Raw genomic sequence first — 16,654 nt, forward strand, 5'->3', positions numbered from 1 at the left:
ATGATCATTCTGGTTACCGGTGCGACTGCCGGGTTTGGGGAAGCCATCACACGCCGTTTCATCCGCGAAGGCCACAAGGTGATCGCCACTGGCCGCCGTCAGGAGCGTCTGGATGCGCTGAAGGAGGCATTGGGAGATCAGGTGCATGTGGTGCAGCTCGACGTGCGTGACCGCGCCGCCATCGATGAGATGCTGGCCAGCCTGCCCGAAGCATGGCGCGAAGTGGACGTGCTGGTGAACAACGCCGGTCTGGCGCTGGGGCTGGAGCCAGCGCACCGCGCCAATAGCGATGACTGGGAGACGATGATTGACACCAACACCAAGGGGCTGGTGTTCATGACCCGCGCCCTGCTGCCGGGCATGGTGGAGCGCCAGCGCGGCCACGTGATCAACATGGGATCGATTGCCGGTAGCTGGCCCTATCCGGGCGGCAACGTCTATGGCGCGACCAAGGCGTTTGTTAAGCAGTTCAGCCTCAACCTGCGCGCCGATCTGGCGGGCACCGCAGTGCGCGTGACCGACATCGAGCCAGGTCTGGTGGGCGGCACCGAGTTCTCCAACGTCCGTTTCAAGGGCGATGATGAGAAAGCCAGCAAGACCTACGACAACGCCAACCCGCTGATGCCGGAGGACATTGCCGAGTCCGTCTACTGGTGCAGCACCCTGCCAGCACACGTCAATATCAACCGGCTGGAGATCATGCCGGTCAGCCAATCCTTCTCCGCGCTGAATATCCACCGCGAAGGGTAACGCCGGTGCGGGGCCTCACTGCCCCGCGCTTTACGCGCCGCGCCAGCCGGAGACGATGATCAGCATCCCGGCCAGCGCCACCAGCGCGCCCAGCCAGTCCGTCACCCCCAGCCGCACCCCATCCACCAGCCGCAGCCAGACCAGAGCCGTGCAGACGTAGACCCCGCCATAGGCGGCATAGACCCGCCCGCTGGCCGCCGGGTGCAGCGTCAATAGCCAGACAAACAGCATCAGGCTAAGCGCCGCCGGTAGCAGTAGCCAGACGCTGGCCGCTTTTTTTAGCCAGAGGTAGGGCAAAAAACAGCCCACAATCTCCGCCAGCGCGGTGGCGAAGAACAGCAATGTGGTGTTGAGCACCGGATTTCTCCTTCAATCATCCCTAAACCCGCAGGCAGCGCCACTGCCCAGCAGGAGGTGGAGTGTTATAATTAGAGCGTACCCCGGATCTGCGGGGCACCCTGTTGACCGCACAGGTGAAGCCTGCGGCGAATCACTGATAAGGATATGAAAATGACTGAACCCATGATCCCTCGGTGGCGACTCCTCGCGCCGATTGCGCTGGCAGCCCTGTTTGCCGTCTGGCAGGCACCGGCCGTGGCCGCGACCAACTGCGCCAGCGGCACCTGTATTTTCAACGGCAATGGCGACAATGCCCTCTCCAATGAGGAGGCGCGCCAGAACAAAGAGCAGTGGGATGATACCCGGATGTTGCGCAAAAAAGTCAACAACCGTGCCGAGAAGGAGTTCGACAAGTTCGACACCGCCATTGACCAGCGCGAAAGCTGTGACAAGAGCATGAACCTGAATGCCTATTGGGAACCGAACACTGAGCGCTGTCTGGATCGTCGCACTGGCCGCCAGATTCTGCCGTAAGGCCCCAGGTAGGCAACTTTTCGATGGCGGGGGCATTGGCTGCGAGCGCGATACCCCGGACTGGCTTTGCTAAAGGATGGAATGATGAAGAGATCACCACTGATTGCCGCGGCCCTGCTGGCCCTGTTACCTCTGGCAGCGCAAGCCTCATGCGAGAGCGTGAAAGCGGACATTACCCAAAAGATCATCAATAACGGCGTGCCTGAGTCGGGCTTTACCCTGGATATTGTCCCGAACGATCAGGTCGAGCAGGCTGGCGGACAGGTTGTCGGCCATTGTGAGAACGACACACAGAAAATTGTTTACAGCAAGACCGGCGATGGCAGCAGCGATGCGGCCGCCACCGCCAACCCGCAGACCGGCACCAGTCAGGATGCCGCGCCCGCCCAGTAATGAAGAGAGGCGCCGCAGGGCGCCTCTCTTTTGCCTCTGCTCAGGGGCGGCTCCCCTGCGCCTCCGGCTCGGCTGGCCGCTGGCTGGCTGGCATCAGCCACACCGCCAGCAGCGTCAGCAACGCCATTCCCGCCGACACCATAAACACCCCGTGTAGCGCCGTCGCTACACCCTCCATCAGCCCCTGCAATTGGCCGTTGCCCAGCGCGTCACGCTGTGGCCCCTCCATCAGCTGCTGTACCGGATCGGCCACCCCCGGCAACTGCCGTTGCAGGCTGAGATTGAGCGTCGCACCCAACAACGCGGTGCCAAGCGCTGAACCAATCAGCCGTGAAAACATGGTGGAGGCGGTGGCGATGCCCCGGATCGAGGCGTCGGCGGCATTCTGCACCGCCACCAAAAAGGTGGTGTTGCTCAGCCCCATGCCCGCCCCGAGGGTGAAAGCCGCCAGCCGCGCCCACCATAGCGTCTGCTCTGGCTGCACCAACAGCAGCAGCAGGCTGCCAGCGATCATCAGCAGCGCGCCGCACAGCGCGGTAAAACGGTAGGAGGTGACCAGCATCAGCCGACCACTGAGGGTGCTGGCGAGCGGCCAGCCAATCGAAACCAGCGCCAGCGTCGAGCCAGCCTCCAGCGGCGATCCGCCCATCACCCCCTGCACAAAGGTCGGCAGGAAGGCGCTGATGCCCATCAGTACCGCGCCCATCACCAGCCCGCCAATGTTGCCAGCGACAATCACCCGGCTGCGCCACAGCGCCAGCGGGAACAGCGGCTCGGCGGTGCGCCGCTCCTGCCGCACCAACATCACCGCACTGCCGATGGCCACCAGCAGCAGCGCCCCGGTCATCCAGCCCAGCGCCTCCGCCTGCAACAGCGCCAATAGCAGCGCCGAGACCGCCAGCGTCAGCCAGCCGGTGCCCGCCAGATCCAGGCTGTGTTGCCGCCCAGCCTGCGCCGCTGGCAGATAGCGCGCCAGCATCGCCATCGCCACCACGCCAATCGGCACGTTGATCCAGAACACCAGCGCCCAGTTGAAGTGCTCGACAATAAATGCCCCCATCAGCGGCCCGACAATCGCCGAGATGCCCCAGACGCTCGACAGGTAACCCTGTACCTTGGCGCGCTCCACCGGGGAGTAGACGTTGGCAATGATGGTTGAGGCAATCGGCATGATCGCCCCGCCCCCCAGCCCCTGCAACGCGCGGAAGACGATCAGCCAGATCATTGAGGGCGCGAAGCCGCACAGCACCGAGCCAAGCAGGAAGACCAGCGTACCGATAAAGAACATCCGTCGGCAGCCATAGAGATCGGCCAGCCGACCATAGATCGGTACGCTGACCGCCTGGGTCAGCAGGTAGACGGCAAACACCCAGCCCAGCAGCGGGAAGCCGCCCAGCTCGCCAATGATGGTGGGCATGGCGGTGGCGACGATGGTCACTTCAATCGCCGCCATGAACATCGCCAGCATACAGGCAATCAAGATAAGGGAACGATGGGGAACCCGATCCGGTGGGAGAGTCTGTTTCATACACCTTCGCAATTTGCTGTTTTGTTTACTGCCTCAGTATATCAGCCCGCCGCCCACCCGGCGGGGCGTGCGGCGATTTTTGCGAAGGGTATGCCAAAATGGCGATCAGCGTGGTACGGCGAGCGGGCTGAGGTCGAGCAGATGCCCCAGCTCGCGGCGCTCCGCGTGCGGCAGGTAGGGAATCTCGCCCAGCAGCGGCGCGTCAATATTGCGGCACAGCAGGTGGATGGTTTCGGCATAGTGCGCCAGACAGGGGTTGATGCGGTTCGCCACCCAGCCCACCAGCGGCAGGCCATCCCGCACGATCGCCTCGGCGGTCAGCAGCGCGTGGCTGATGCAGCCCTGCTTGATGCCCACCACCAGCACCACCGGCAACTGTTGCGCCCGCACCCAATCCGCGTAGCGTCGCGTCTCGTCCAACATCAGCCGCCAGCCGCCGCACCCCTCCACCACCACGCGGTCGGCCAGTGCCTTTCGCGCGGTCAGCCCGGCGCTGAAGCGCTCAAACAGCGCCGGTTCTGGCGGGTGGGCGTAGATCTCCTCGCCATCCAGCACCAGGAGCGGCTGCGCCTCCTCTGGTTGCGCCATGCTGGCGTTCAGGCCACGCGCGGCGGCACTCAGCGCCAGCGGCGTGTAGCTCACCGCGCGCTGCCCCTGCGCCGTCAGCGCCTGAACCAGCGCACGTGAAACAATGGTTTTGCCGACATCCCTGTCGGTGCCGGTGACAAAAAGTGCTGTCATGAGTTCTCGCTCCCTTGAGCAGTAAAGCGGCACAGGCCGCGCTATCGGGCCAGTCTAGGGGGTGGCGGTGGGGAGACCTTGAGATAGCTCAAGGTTTTGTTTGGTGAGTATCCATAACTGAGACAAATATGATCCGGGCGGGGTCAGCCCTGCAACAGCTTGACCAGCAGCGAGCCGTTGTAGAGCGCATCCTTGATCAGCGCCGCGCCCGGCATGGTGCCCTGATTCTGGAAGCGGGTCGCCTCCAGCGCCAGCGGCGCGCTGTAGGCCGGCAGGGATTGCTGGCGGATGCAGCCCATGATCGCCGGGTGCAGGATGGCCGCGGCGCGGTTCAGCGGCGAGCCAATCAGGATTTTGTCTGGGTTGAACAGGTTGACCATGATCGCCAGAATGCGGCCAACGCTATTGCCCACGTCCAGAATCACGTCGCGCGCCAGCTGGTCGCCCGCCATCGCCGCGTCGCACAGCGACTCCACCGTCAGCGGCATGGCGTGCAGCTGTGAGCTCATCGAGACGCTCAACCGCTGGCGCGCCAGCTCCAGCATGTTCTCAATGCTCGCCACCGTCTCCAGACAGCCGTGGTTGCCACAGTAGCAGCGCTTGCCGTAGGGATCGACCTGCACATGCCCAATCTCCGCCACGCTGCGGCTGCCACTGTGCAGCACCCGCCCGCCGGTGATCACGCCCGCGCCGACGTTGTAGTCAATCACCAACTGAATCACATTCTGCGAGCCGCGCGAGGCACCATACAGCGCCTCGGCCATGGTCCAGGCGCCGATGTCATGCTGCAAATAGACCGGCACCCCGGTGCGCTGCGCCAGCGCCGGGCCAAGCGGCAGCTCCATCTCCGAGTAGAACGGCATACGATGGATCACCCCGGCCGGGGCGTCGATGATGCCCGGCGTGGTGATGGCGATGGCGGTCAGGCGCTCCAGCCGCGGCTGGTGGCGGATAAAGAAGTGATCGATGGCACGCAGCAGGCACTCCAGCAGCGGCAAATCGCCGGTGGCTGGCAGGGAGACCTGCTCCTCCACCACCAGCCGGCTGCTCAAGTCGCGCAGCGCCAGCGTCAGGTGGCCGGGGCCGATGCGCCCGGAGAGGAAGTGCCACGCCTCAGTGTCCAGCATCAGCCCTACCGCCGGCCGCCCACGGCTACCCGGCTCCTGGAACTCCGTCTCCTGTACCAGATGGGCCTCCAGCAGTTCACGGACAATTTTGGTGATGCTGGCTGGCGCGAGTTGCGCCCGTTTGGAGAGTTCAATGCGTGAAATGGGGCCAAACTGGTCTATCAGCCGGTATACCGTGCCTGCATTGGTCTGCTTAATCTGATCGATATGCCCGGGTAGCCCGTCGACAATCACTTACTTGCTCCTGAAATTTTTCGCGCCTCGAAATAAATCATATTCGACATGTCGGGCGTTTGGGAATAAGACGGCAACCATTTGATTGTTTATGTGATTCGCCGCACAGATTCCCGGCGTGAAAGCCTCTATTTGGCCAGCAGCCCGCGATCTTCCAGCAGGAGATCCAGCAGCGCTTGGGCGGGTGCGGTCAACGGCCGGCGCGCGTGGCTCACCAGCCACACTTGGGTAGCGAAGCGCGGGTCAGCCAGCGGGATATAGCGCACGCCGCTGATCTTCAGGCGCATGAAGGAGGCCGGCAGGATGGAAACGCCCAGCCCCGAGGAGACCAGCCCGATGATGGTCATCGCCTCGCCCACCTCCTGGGTGATGAAGGGGCGAATGCCCGCCTCTGCCAGCAGGTCAAGGATCTCATCATAGAGTGCGGTGCCAACCAGCCGCGAGAAGAAGACAAATGGCTGATCCGCCAGCGCCTGCACATCCAGCGCCGCCGGTTCGCCGGCCGCCAGCGGGTGATCCTCCGGCAGTACCGCCACCAGCGGCTCGCGCAGCATCAACTGGTAGTGCAGCGCCTCCGGCAGCACGGTGTTGCGCATCACGCCGAGATCGAGTTTTCCCTCCAACAGCGGGCCAATCTGCTGCTTGGTGTTCAGCTCCTCCATCTGGATATGCACATGGGGGTGCATCTGGCGGAAGCGGCGCAGGCTGCGCGAAATGCTGCCGATAAAGGGCGAGGAGGAGGTGAACCCGATGGTCAGCTCCCCCACCTCCCCCCGGTGGATGCGCGCCGCCTTCTCCGCCGCATCATTGACCTGCGCCAGAATCTGGTAAGCATCACGCAAAAATTGCTCGCCCGCCTGTGTCAGGCTGACGCTGCGGTTCGTCCGGGAGAGCAATGTGGCACCGATTTGCTGCTCCAGTGTCTGGATTTGCAGGCTCAGCGGCGGCTGTGAGATGCGCAGCCGCTCTGCCGCCCGGCCAAAGTGCAACTCTTCTGCCACCGCGATGAAGTAACGCAAATGGCGCAGTTCAATGTTCATCATATTTTTAAAGTATCAATTGCAATGATTAATATATTAGACAGAAAAATGTGACCTGCCTATGATTTTGTTACACCTGTATGACTCCCCCAACATAAGGATTACCCGTGACCAGCCCCCAACGCTCTGCGAATGACCACCGTGCGAGCGATGCAGCCAATGACAGTGACGCTGCGCATCAACAACCCTCACTGCCGACCTTATCCCGTGCCCTGAAAATCGCCTCGCCGCGCCCGACGACGCCCTTTATCAAGCGTGGGACGCCGCAATTCATCCGCGTGACGCTGGCGCTGTTCTCGGCCGGGCTGGCAACCTTCGCCCTGCTCTACTGCGTCCAGCCGATTTTGCCGCTGCTCTCCCATGACTTTGGCATCTCGCCAGCCAGCAGCAGCCTGTCGCTGTCGGCCTCGACCGGGTTGCTGGCGATCGGGCTGATGTTTACTGGCCCGCTCTCGGACGCCGTGGGCCGCAAGCCGGTGATGGTGGTGGCGCTGTTGCTGGCGGCGGTCTGTACGCTGATCTGCGCGGTGATGACCAGCTGGGACGGCATCCTGCTGATGCGCGCGCTGGTGGGGCTGGCCTTGAGTGGCGTGGCGGCGGTGGCGATGACCTACCTAAGCGAGGAGATCCACCCGAGCGTGGTGGCTTTCTCGATGGGGCTGTATATCAGCGGTAACTCCATCGGTGGCATGAGTGGCCGTCTGGTGACGGGCGTGCTCTCTGACTTCTTCTCCTGGCGAGTGGCGATTGGCGTGGTCGGTCTGTTCGCCCTCGGCGCAGCGCTGATGTTCTGGCGCATCCTGCCAGCGTCGAAGCACTTCCGCCCTGCCTCAATGCGTCCGCGCAATCTGCTGATCAACATTCGCCTGCACTTCCGCGACGCTGGCCTGCCGCTGCTGTTCGTGGAGGGCTTTGTCATCATGGGCAGCTTCGTTACGCTGTTTAACTACATCGGCTACCGCCTGCTGGCGCAGCCCTACCACCTGAGCCAGGCGATCGTCGGCATCCTGTCGATCGTCTACCTGATGGGCACCTACAGTTCGCCGAAGGCGGGTTTGCTCTCCACCCGCTATGGCCGCGGGCCAGTGCTGCTCGGCGCGATTGGCATGATGCTGGTGGGCATCCTGCTGACTGCCTTTAACCCGGTGCCGGTGATCCTGGCTGGCATGGTGCTGGTGACGGGCGGTTTCTTTGCCGCCCACTCGGTCGCCAGCGCCTGGATTGGCCGCCGCGCGCGCCGCGCCAAGGGACAGGCCTCCTCGCTCTACCTGTTCTGTTACTACGCAGGCTCCAGCGTGGCCGGCACCTTTGGCGGCGTCTTCTGGCACAACTTTGGCTGGCTGGGCGTGGTCGGCTACATCAGCCTGATGCTGCTGGTGGGCCTGGCCGTCGGCTGGCGGCTCAAGAGCCTGCCGGAGAAGCGCCTGCCGGCCTGATCCCTTCCCTCCGCGCACCGGGCCTCTTGCGCCCGGTGCGCATTTTTTCCTGCTGACGCACAAAACACAGAATTTCAGGTAGCCAGCCTGTTTTTTATGCGTTATAAAGTATGTTGTAACTACTAGGAGGGGTGAATGAGTAACTACGAGCTTATAGAACGCATGAATGAATGCTTTCACGAACTTGAACTGGCGCTGGATGACCTCACCCATCTTTTGGGCAAGCTGGAGCGGCTGGATGCGCGGGTGTTTGTGCTGCCGGAGATAGAGAAAGGCAAGGAGAATGATCCGCTCGACCAGATCGCCGTCACCCCACTGGTGGGCGACGTTGCCCACCAGCGCGCGCTGCAACACTTCCGCCGGCTGTTTATCCAGGACAACGCCGAACACATCAGCAGCAAATCGGCGGTACGCCTGCCGGGGGTGCTCTGCTACGCCGTCTCACCGGATGAGCGCCAGGCGGCACAGTTGCTGATTGAGGAGGTGAACAAACTGAAGGCGGAGCTGGAGCATATCGTCACCGTGGAGTCCGGGCTGGAGCGCGAGCAGCGCTTTGAGTTTGTCCACACCCACCTGCGCGGACTCATCACCCTCAACGCCTACCGCTCCGTCACCTACCTGCTCAACCCCGGCTCGGTGCGCTTTGGCTGGGCGAACAAGCAGATCATCAAGAACGTGACGCGCGAGGAGATTGTTGATCAGCTGAACCGCAGCCTGAAGGCCGGGCGCGCCGTTGCCCCCTACACGCGTGAGCAGTGGGCCGAGCATGTGACGCGCGAGATCAATGACATCATGCGCCTGCCGGAGAAGGCGGCGCTGAAGATCCGCCGGCCAGTGAAGGTGCAGCCGATCGCCCGCGCTTGGTATCCGGCGGAGCAGAAGCAGGTGCAGCACCCCTGCCCGATGCCGCTGATCACCCTGTGCGAGCGGGTCGGCAAGCAGGTGAAGACGCCGAAACTGGGCGAGTTGCCGGACTATGACGTCAACGCCATCAAGCACAAGTACCGCCCGGCGGCGCAGCCGCTGCATCTGGTGATCCCGCGCCTGCACCTCTATACCGACCATCGCGTCTAAGCGGCAGGGATAAAAAAAGCCAGCGCATGCGCTGGCTTTTTGCTGCCGGGAGCGGGCTTAGCGTTTCATGCTGCCGACCATCTCTTCCGGGCGCACCCACTCATCGAACTGCGCTTCGGTGAGATAACCCAGCTTCAGCGCCGACGCCTTCAGGGTCAGACCCTCTTTGTGCGCCTGCTTGGCAATCTCAGCCGCCTTGTCGTAGCCGATGTGGGTGTTGAGCGCCGTCACCAGCATCAGCGACTCATTCAGCAGCTGGCTGATGCGATCGCGGTTCGGCTCGATGCCCACCGCACAGTGCTCATTGAAGCCCTCCATGCCGTCCGCCAGCAGGCGGATGGATTGCAGGAAGTTGTGGATCACCATCGGACGGAAGACATTCAGCTCGAAGTTGCCGGACGCGCCGCCAATGTTGACCGCCACGTCGTTGCCCATCACCTGCGCGCAGAGCATGGTCATCGCTTCGCACTGGGTCGGGTTGACCTTGCCCGGCATGATGGAGCTACCCGGCTCGTTCTCTGGGATGGAGATCTCGCCGATGCCGCAGCGTGGGCCGGAGGCCAGCCAGCGCACGTCGTTGGCGATCTTCATCAGCGAGGCCGCCAGACCTTTCAGCGCGCCGTGGCCATGCACCAGCGCGTCACAGGTCGCCAGCGCCTCGAATTTGTTCGGCGCGGTGACGAACGGCTGGCCGGTCAGCTCGGCGATGGCCTTGGCCACGCGCTCGGCATACTCCGGGTGGGTGTTCAGGCCAGTGCCGACGGCGGTGCCGCCCAGCGCCAGTTCGCACAGGTGCGGGATCGCCGCCTCAATGTGCTTCTGGCTGTAGGCCAGCATCGTCACCCAGCCAGAGATCTCCTGCCCCAGCGTCAGCGGGGTGGCGTCTTGCAGGTGGGTACGGCCAATCTTGACGATGTCCTTGAACGCCTCGGCCTTCTGCGCCAGGGTGTTTTGCAGGGTTTCCAGCTGCGGCAGCAGGTGTTCGCGCAGTGCGACCACGGCCGCCACGTGCATGGCTGTCGGGAAGACGTCATTGGAGCTTTGGCTCTTGTTGACGTCATCGTTTGGGTGCACCAGACGGCTGTTGCCGCGCTCGCCGCCCAGCAGCTCGCTGGCGCGGTTGGCCAGCACTTCGTTCATGTTCATGTTAGTCTGGGTGCCGGAACCGGTCTGCCAGACAGAGAGCGGGAATTCCTGACCATGTTTACCGGCCAGCACTTCATCAGCGGCTTGCAGGATCGCATTGCCGCGTTCTGCGGGCAGCAGGCCCAAATCCATGTTTACCGTGGCGGCGGCGCGCTTGGTTTGCGCCAGAGCGTTGATCAGCGCGGTGGGCATTTTCTCCGTGGAAATGCGGAAATGCTCTAATGAACGCTGGGTTTGTGCGCCCCACAGTTGTTCCGCAGGAACTTCAATCGGCCCCATTGAGTCTTTTTCAATGCGAGTGGCTGCCATTACTTTCTCCTTAAGATGCATAGCACAGATAGTGAGTGTGCCGCCGGGCGCACCCAGGCTGCCCTCGGCACAACACCCTATATTGACACAGAAAAGCGCACGATAATGAGATACAGCCTCATTTATTAGACTTTCCTTATTGATAATCACCCGTTGCCATTGTTAACTAACCAAAATTTTGCTGATTGCCGGGATCTCCCCGGCCCCTTTCTATATTTTTCATGAGCAGGATAGCCACATGCAAAAGATGCACAATGCGGTTCAGAACTATGCCTGGGGCAGCCCCGACGCGCTGACCCGCCTGTATGGTATTGCTAATCCGCAGGGCAAGCCGATGGCCGAGCTGTGGATGGGCGCGCACCCCAAAAGCAGTTCCGAGATTGTTGATGAGCAGGGGCAACGCCGCGCGCTGCGCGAGGTGATTGACGCTGACCCAGCCCACTGGCTCGGCCAGGCGGTGGCGGATCGCTTTGGCGAACTGCCGTTCCTGTTCAAGGTGCTGTGCGCTGACCAGCCGCTCTCCATCCAGGTGCATCCGAGCAAGGCCGCCGCCGAGGTGGGCTACGCGAAGGAGAATGAGGCCGGCATTCCGCTGGACGCCGCCGAGCGCAACTACAAGGACGCCAACCACAAGCCGGAGCTGGTGTTCGCCCTGACCCCGTTCCAGGCGCTGAACGGCTTCCGCGCGCTGAATGACATCATCTCCCTGCTGCAACCGGTGGCCGGTGCGCACCCGGACATCGCCGCCTTCCTGCAACAGCCGGACGCCGATCGCCTGGCGGCCCTCTTCACCGGCCTGCTGAGTATGCAGGGCGAGGCCAAGTCGCGCGCGCTGGCGGTGCTGAAGGCAGCGCTCAACAGCCAGCAGGGCGAGACCTGGGATGCCATCCGCAGCATCGCCGGCGTCTACCCGGATGACAGCGGCCTCTTCTCGCCGCTGCTGCTGAACGTCATCACCCTGCAACCGGGCGAAGGGATGTTCCTCTACGCCGAGACGCCGCACGCCTACCTGAACGGCGTGGCGCTGGAGGTGATGGCCAACTCGGACAACGTGCTGCGCGCCGGGCTGACGCCAAAATATATCGACATCCCGGAGCTGATGGCCAACCTGAAATTTGAGCCGAAGCCTGCCGACACGCTGCTGACCCAGCCGCACCGCCACGGCCATGAGCTGAACTTCCCGATCCCGGTGGAGGATTTCGCCTTCTCCCTGCACGATCTCTCGGCCGAGCCGCAGGCGCTGGCGCAGCAGAGCGCGGCCATCCTGTTCTGCGTGGAGGGCGAGGCGGTGCTGGAGAATGAGGGGAACCAGGTGGTGCTGAAGCCGGGCGAGTCCTGCTTCATCGGCGCCTTTGAGTCGCCGGTGCAAGCCAGCGGCGTGGGCCGGATTGCGCGGGTATTCAACCAGTTGTCTTGATCCCGCTCCCCCGCCCCGGCCCATTCTTTGCTAAACTCTGCCGCGGGCCAGCCAAAAAAACGCCTTCGGGCGTTTTTTTATGCGCCGGCGCCGTGGGAAAACAGACAGCGGCCATGCCCAAGGCCGCGTAAAGGATGAGAAGCTATGAAAAAATCGTTAATTGCCGTCAGCGTCATCGTGGTGCTGGGCGCAGCATGGACCGGCGCTTCCTGGTACACCGGGAAGCAACTCGAAAGCCATCTGGACGAGATGGTGGCGCAGGCCAACAGCCAAATTAAATCCCAGTTCCCACAGGCCGGCGTGCGGCTGGTGTACCAGGATTTCCAGCGCCATCTCTTTAGCAGCAACGCCAGACTGGTGTTGCAGGCCGATCCGGCCGCCCAGGGCGAGAAGGCGCTCGGCCCCGGCGAGGAGGTGGTGTTCAATGAGACCATCGACCACGGCCCCTTCCCGCTGGCGCAGCTGAAAAAGTTCAACCTGATCCCCAGCATGGCCTCAGTGCACAGTGAGCTGGCGAACACCGCCGCCGTGCAGGGGCTGTTCACCATGACCAAGGGCGCGACCCCGGCCAGCGCCGAGACGCGCATCGCCTACAATGGCGATACCCAGACCGCCCTCGCGCTGGCCCCGATTGACTACCAGAACAACGCCAGCCGTCTGGAGTTCTCCGGTGCCACCCTTGACGCCGACATCGCCCGCGACTTCGCCACCGCCAAGTTTGACGCCCGCAGCGACAGCGTCGCCCTCACCTCACGTAACCAGTTCGGCCAGCTGGAGAAGATGACCTTCAGCGGCGTAACGGCCAGCAGCGACACCCACAAGGGCGCGTTGCAGGTGGCGATCGGCGACCAGCAGCTGGTGGCGAAACAGGTGGTCGTCAACGTGGAGGGCAAAGATGCTGCCGCGCTGGAGAACTTCCGTCTGAACAGCCACTTCGGCGAGCAGGGCAACACCCTGAATGGCCGGTTGGACTACAGTCTGGACGCGCTGAAGGTACAGGGCGCTGACCTCGGCGCGGGCAAGCTGACCGTCACGCTGGACAAGCTGGACGCCGCGGCGCTGAAGCAGTTCTCTGAGCAGTACAACCAGCAGACCATGCAGCTGATGCAGCAGGGCGACCAGCTCGACCCGGCCGCCTATCAGGCGCAGGCCGCCGCCATCCTTGGCCAGAACCTGCCGATCCTGCTGAAGGGCAGCCCGAGCATCACCATCAACCCGCTGAGCTGGAAGAACAGCGCTGGCGAGAGCACCTTCACCCTGAACCTGAACTTCAACGAACCCCCGGCGGGCCAGCCGGCGGCGCAGACTCAGGATCAGCTGATTGCCCAACTGGTGCGTAACCTCGACGCCACCCTGACCATCCCGATGCCGATGGCAACCGAGCTGGCGACCCAGATTGGCAAGATGCAGGGTTACAGCGAGGCGGACGCCAAGAAACTGGCGGCGCAGCAGGTGCAGGGGCTGGCGGCGATGGGCCAGATGTTCAAGCTGACCAACGTGCAGGACAACACCATCAGCACCCGCTTCCACTTCGCCAATAATCAGGTGGATTTGAACGGCCAGACCATGAGCCTGCAACAGTTCGCTGGCCTGTTTGGCATCTTCGGCGCCCCGGTTGACGCCCCCGCCCCGACGCAGGTGCCCGGCGTCTCGCCGCTGGCCCCCCTGCCCGGCATGGCACCGGTCACCCCGGCACAGTAATCAACAGGCCATCCTCAGGGATGGCCTTTTTCTTTGCCGAATCCCTCTACGACCCGCGTAGCTTTTTCTAAGGCTTCCCTTACCGCTCATCCCGCCCGCACCGTCAGTTGTGGGGCGACCACCCATTGGCGGAGGGTGGTGTCGCCGTCAATTTTTTGCAGCAGGCGGTTGGCGGCGCTGCGGCCCACTTCGCGCGCCTCGGCGGAGACCAGCGTGAGCGGCAGTTCCGCCAGCATGGCGTCGCTGGCTTCGCCAAACCCCACCAGCGTGATGCGCGGGCTGTAGAGTCCCTCCAGCGCCTGACCGCCGAGCGCGCGGCCCGTGCTGATCACGCCGAAGTAGGCCCCCAGCGCCACCGCCGCGTCGTGGCAGACCAGCGCGGTGATCTGCGGGTGGCGGCGCAACAGCGCCTCGGTTTTGGCGGCGATGCCCTGTCGGCCATCAGACTCAATCACCCACTCCGGGTGGAACGGCAGGCCGTACTGCAACAGCGTGGCGCAGAAGCCGCCAAGCCGCTCGGCGCGGGTCAGCGAGTGGCCCGCGCCGCCCAGATAGGCGATCTGCTTGTGGCCGCCATCCGCCAGATAGCGGGTGGCGATCCGCGCGGCCTGCTGGTTGTCCGGCCGCACCAGATCCATCCCTTCCAGCGCCGCGCCGCGGGCCGCGCACACCAACGGCACCCCCGCCGTCTCCGCACGCTGGCGCACCTCCAGCCCGTGCAACAGGTTGCCGGCCAGCACCAACCCCTCAACGCCCTGACGCAGCAGGCTCTCCGCCGCCCGCAGCGTGCCGTGGCCCTGCGCGCCGCCCTGTGCCAGCAGCAGCGTGCGCCCCTCCGCTTCCAGCGTCTCGCCCAGCCCCGCCGTGACCTCCGCGTAAAAGGGCGCACAGAGGTCGCGCACAATCAGCCCAACCGTGCCGGAGCGCCCGCCGCGCAGGGTCGCGGCCTGCCGGTTCGGTAGGTAGTCTAGCGCCTGAATCGCCGCCTGCACCCGTGCCGCCGTCTCCGCTGAGATGCGTCCTTTGCCGCTCAACACCATTGACACCGTGGTAATGGAGACCCCGGCCTGGCTGGCGACGTCATGAATGGTTGTCTTCTTCTCCGCCATCTCTCCGCCCCGTTGACCTTCTTTGATGAATGCGGCCCTCATACTCTGTGATCGGCCCCTCAAACCAAAGTGCTAAAACGTTTTATCTTACTTTACCTGATTTATCAGGCTTTTTTCACAATTTTATCGCGTTTTTACAACATTTTCGCAAGGAGCGTGTATGTCTCTCTCTGCCCGGCCCCGCCTTACGCTGTGGGAATTTTTCCAAAGCCTCGGCAAAACCTTTATGTTGCCGGTCGCCCTGCTGTCGTTCTGCGGCATTATGCTCGGCATCGGCAGTTCACTCAGCAGCCGGGACGTGATTGCCCTGCTGCCAGCGCTCGGCCACCCGCTCTGCCAGATGCTGTTTGCCTGGATGAGCAAGATCGGATCGGTGGCCTTCAGTTTCCTACCGGTGATGTTCGCCATCGCCATCCCGCTCGGCATGGCGCGGGAAAACAAGGGGGTCGCCGCCTTCTCCGGTTTTGTCGGCTATACGGTGCTGAACCTGGCGACCAACGTCTGCCTGACGGCGCGTGGCATCCTGCCCGCCAGTGACCCGCTGCTGTTGAAGGCCAACAATATCCAGATGATTTTGGGGGTGCAGTCGATCGATACCGGCATCCTTGGCGCGGTGCTGGTGGGGATAGTGGTCACGCTGCTGCATGAGCGCTTCCACACCATCCGCCTGCCCGATGCGCTGGCCTTCTTTGGCGGCGCGCGCTTCGTGCCAATCATCACCACGCTGGTGCTGGGCGTGCTCGGGCTGGCGGTGCCGCTGGTCTGGCCGTGGTTTGCCGCTGGCATCAACGGGCTGGGGCAGCTGATCAGCGGCGCGGGCATCTTTGGCCCGATGCTGTTTGGCAGCGGCGAGCGCCTGCTGCTCCCCTTCGGCCTGCACCACATTTTGGTGGCGCTGATCCGCTTTACCGAGGCGGGCGGCACGCTGGAGGTGTGCGGACAGGATGTCAGCGGCGCGCTCACCATCTTCCAGGCGCAGCTCTCCTGCCCGGAGACCCACGGCTTCGCGGAGAGCGCCACCCGCTTCCTGTCGCAGGGCAAGATGCCGGCCTTCCTCGGCGGCCTGCCCGGCGCGGCGCTGGCCATGTACCACTGCGCCCGGCCAGAGAACCGCGCACGGGTGAAGGGGCTGCTGATCTCAGGCGTGGTGGCCTGCGTGGTGGGCGGCACCACCGAGCCGATTGAGTTCCTGTTCCTGTTTGTCGCCCCGCTGCTCTACCTTGCCCATGCGCTGCTCACCGGCCTCGGCTTTACGCTGATGGCGCTGCTGGGCGTCACCATCGGCAACACCGATGGCAATATCATCGACTTCGTGGTGTTCGGCATCCTGCATGGCACCGCCACCCGCTGGTACTGGGTGCCGGTGGCCGCTGCCGCGTGGTTTACCCTCTACTATGTGCTGTTCCGCGTCGCCATCCTGCGCTTTGACATCCACACCCCTGGCCGTGAAACCGAGCCGGTGGCTGGCACTTTCGCCACGAGCAATGCCCCCACCGGCCGCTCCGGCTATGACGTCCCGGCCATTCTGGCGGCGCTGGGCGGGGCAGAGAACATCCTGTCACTCGATAACTGCATCACCCGCCTGCGGCTGACCGTGCAGGAGATGGCGCGGGTGGATGACGCGGCGCTGAAACGCCTGCGCGCGCTGGGCGTGGTGCACCTCAACGCCCATACGTTGCAGGTGGTGATTGGCCCACAGGTGCAGTCGGTAAAAGATGAGCTGGCGGCGCTGATGGTCGTTGAGCGCCCACTACAGAACGTGACAGCGTAACAGGA

General features: G+C 63.5%; 15 protein-coding genes. 8 read left to right on the forward strand and 7 right to left on the reverse strand.

Features of this window, described 5'->3' with window-relative positions:
• Nucleotides 1-750, forward strand: a complete 750-nt coding sequence (ydfG, locus tag ACK3SD_RS09020) for a bifunctional NADP-dependent 3-hydroxy acid dehydrogenase/3-hydroxypropionate dehydrogenase YdfG (RefSeq protein WP_481125246.1) — start codon at nt 1-3, stop codon at nt 748-750.
• A gap of 30 nt (nt 751-780) precedes the next feature.
• Here the strand turns inward: ydfG and ACK3SD_RS09025 are convergent, their stop codons facing one another.
• Nucleotides 781-1,107, reverse strand: coding sequence for a YnfA family protein (locus ACK3SD_RS09025; RefSeq protein ID WP_481125247.1), 327 nt, complete (start codon nt 1,105-1,107; stop codon nt 781-783).
• Nucleotides 1,108-1,254: 147 nt separating this feature from the next.
• Between ACK3SD_RS09025 and ACK3SD_RS09030 the strand changes: the two genes are divergently transcribed.
• Both ACK3SD_RS09030 and ACK3SD_RS09035 read left to right on the forward strand, forming a co-directional pair.
• A complete protein-coding gene (locus tag ACK3SD_RS09030; protein WP_137763242.1) occupies nt 1,255-1,623 on the forward strand; it encodes a DUF1283 family protein in 369 nt (122 codons plus the stop codon).
• A gap of 84 nt (nt 1,624-1,707) precedes the next feature.
• Entirely contained in the window at nt 1,708-2,016 is a 309-nt protein-coding gene (locus ACK3SD_RS09035) for a DUF1161 domain-containing protein (RefSeq protein ID WP_481125248.1), read from the forward strand.
• Nucleotides 2,017-2,056: 40 nt separating this feature from the next.
• Here the strand turns inward: ACK3SD_RS09035 and ACK3SD_RS09040 are convergent, their stop codons facing one another.
• From ACK3SD_RS09040 to ACK3SD_RS09055, 4 genes are all read right to left on the reverse strand, one after another.
• Complete coding sequence (locus tag ACK3SD_RS09040) at nt 2,057-3,544, reverse strand: MDR family MFS transporter (protein WP_481125249.1); 1,488 nt, start codon at nt 3,542-3,544, stop codon at nt 2,057-2,059.
• Between the two features lie 105 nt (nt 3,545-3,649).
• Entirely contained in the window at nt 3,650-4,285 is a 636-nt protein-coding gene (bioD, locus tag ACK3SD_RS09045) for an ATP-dependent dethiobiotin synthetase BioD (protein WP_481125250.1), read from the reverse strand.
• 143 nt (nt 4,286-4,428) lie between these two features.
• Nucleotides 4,429-5,646 (reverse strand): sugar metabolism global transcriptional regulator Mlc, encoded by a 1,218-nt coding sequence (mlc, locus tag ACK3SD_RS09050; protein ID WP_481125251.1) that lies wholly within the window; start codon nt 5,644-5,646, stop codon nt 4,429-4,431.
• 128 nt (nt 5,647-5,774) lie between these two features.
• On the reverse strand, nt 5,775-6,686 hold the full coding sequence (locus tag ACK3SD_RS09055; protein ID WP_137764961.1) for a LysR substrate-binding domain-containing protein: 912 nt from the start codon (nt 6,684-6,686) through the stop codon (nt 5,775-5,777).
• 191 nt (nt 6,687-6,877) lie between these two features.
• On the opposite strand from ACK3SD_RS09055, the gene ACK3SD_RS09060 reads away from it, so the two are divergent.
• The gene (locus ACK3SD_RS09060; RefSeq protein ID WP_481127525.1) at nt 6,878-8,122 is read left to right on the forward strand and encodes an MFS transporter; all 1,245 of its coding nucleotides are present in this window, start codon (nt 6,878-6,880) and stop codon (nt 8,120-8,122) included.
• Between the two features lie 135 nt (nt 8,123-8,257).
• Complete coding sequence (gene tus, locus ACK3SD_RS09065) at nt 8,258-9,196, forward strand: DNA replication terminus site-binding protein (protein ID WP_481125252.1); 939 nt, start codon at nt 8,258-8,260, stop codon at nt 9,194-9,196.
• 57 nt (nt 9,197-9,253) lie between these two features.
• Here tus and fumC read toward each other — a convergent pair whose 3' ends face one another.
• Nucleotides 9,254-10,651 (reverse strand): class II fumarate hydratase, encoded by a 1,398-nt coding sequence (fumC, locus tag ACK3SD_RS09070; protein ID WP_481125253.1) that lies wholly within the window; start codon nt 10,649-10,651, stop codon nt 9,254-9,256.
• Between the two features lie 238 nt (nt 10,652-10,889).
• On the opposite strand from fumC, the gene manA reads away from it, so the two are divergent.
• Nucleotides 10,890-12,068: a mannose-6-phosphate isomerase gene (gene manA, locus ACK3SD_RS09075; RefSeq protein ID WP_481125254.1), complete on the forward strand. Its 1,179-nt coding sequence runs from the start codon at nt 10,890-10,892 to the stop codon at nt 12,066-12,068.
• A gap of 144 nt (nt 12,069-12,212) precedes the next feature.
• Nucleotides 12,213-13,769 carry a YdgA family protein gene (locus ACK3SD_RS09080; RefSeq protein WP_481125255.1) on the forward strand — a complete coding sequence of 519 codons (1,557 nt, stop codon included), beginning with the start codon at nt 12,213-12,215 and terminating at the stop codon, nt 13,767-13,769.
• A gap of 86 nt (nt 13,770-13,855) precedes the next feature.
• Here the strand turns inward: ACK3SD_RS09080 and malI are convergent, their stop codons facing one another.
• The gene (gene malI, locus ACK3SD_RS09085) at nt 13,856-14,878 is read right to left on the reverse strand and encodes a Mal regulon transcriptional regulator MalI (RefSeq protein ID WP_481125256.1); all 1,023 of its coding nucleotides are present in this window, start codon (nt 14,876-14,878) and stop codon (nt 13,856-13,858) included.
• Nucleotides 14,879-15,038: 160 nt separating this feature from the next.
• On the opposite strand from malI, the gene malX reads away from it, so the two are divergent.
• Nucleotides 15,039-16,649 carry a maltose/glucose-specific PTS transporter subunit IIBC gene (malX, locus tag ACK3SD_RS09090; protein WP_481125257.1) on the forward strand — a complete coding sequence of 537 codons (1,611 nt, stop codon included), beginning with the start codon at nt 15,039-15,041 and terminating at the stop codon, nt 16,647-16,649.
• Nucleotides 16,650-16,654: the final 5 nt, after the last annotated feature.

This window comes from Chimaeribacter sp. YP20170169, from assembly GCF_056739715.1.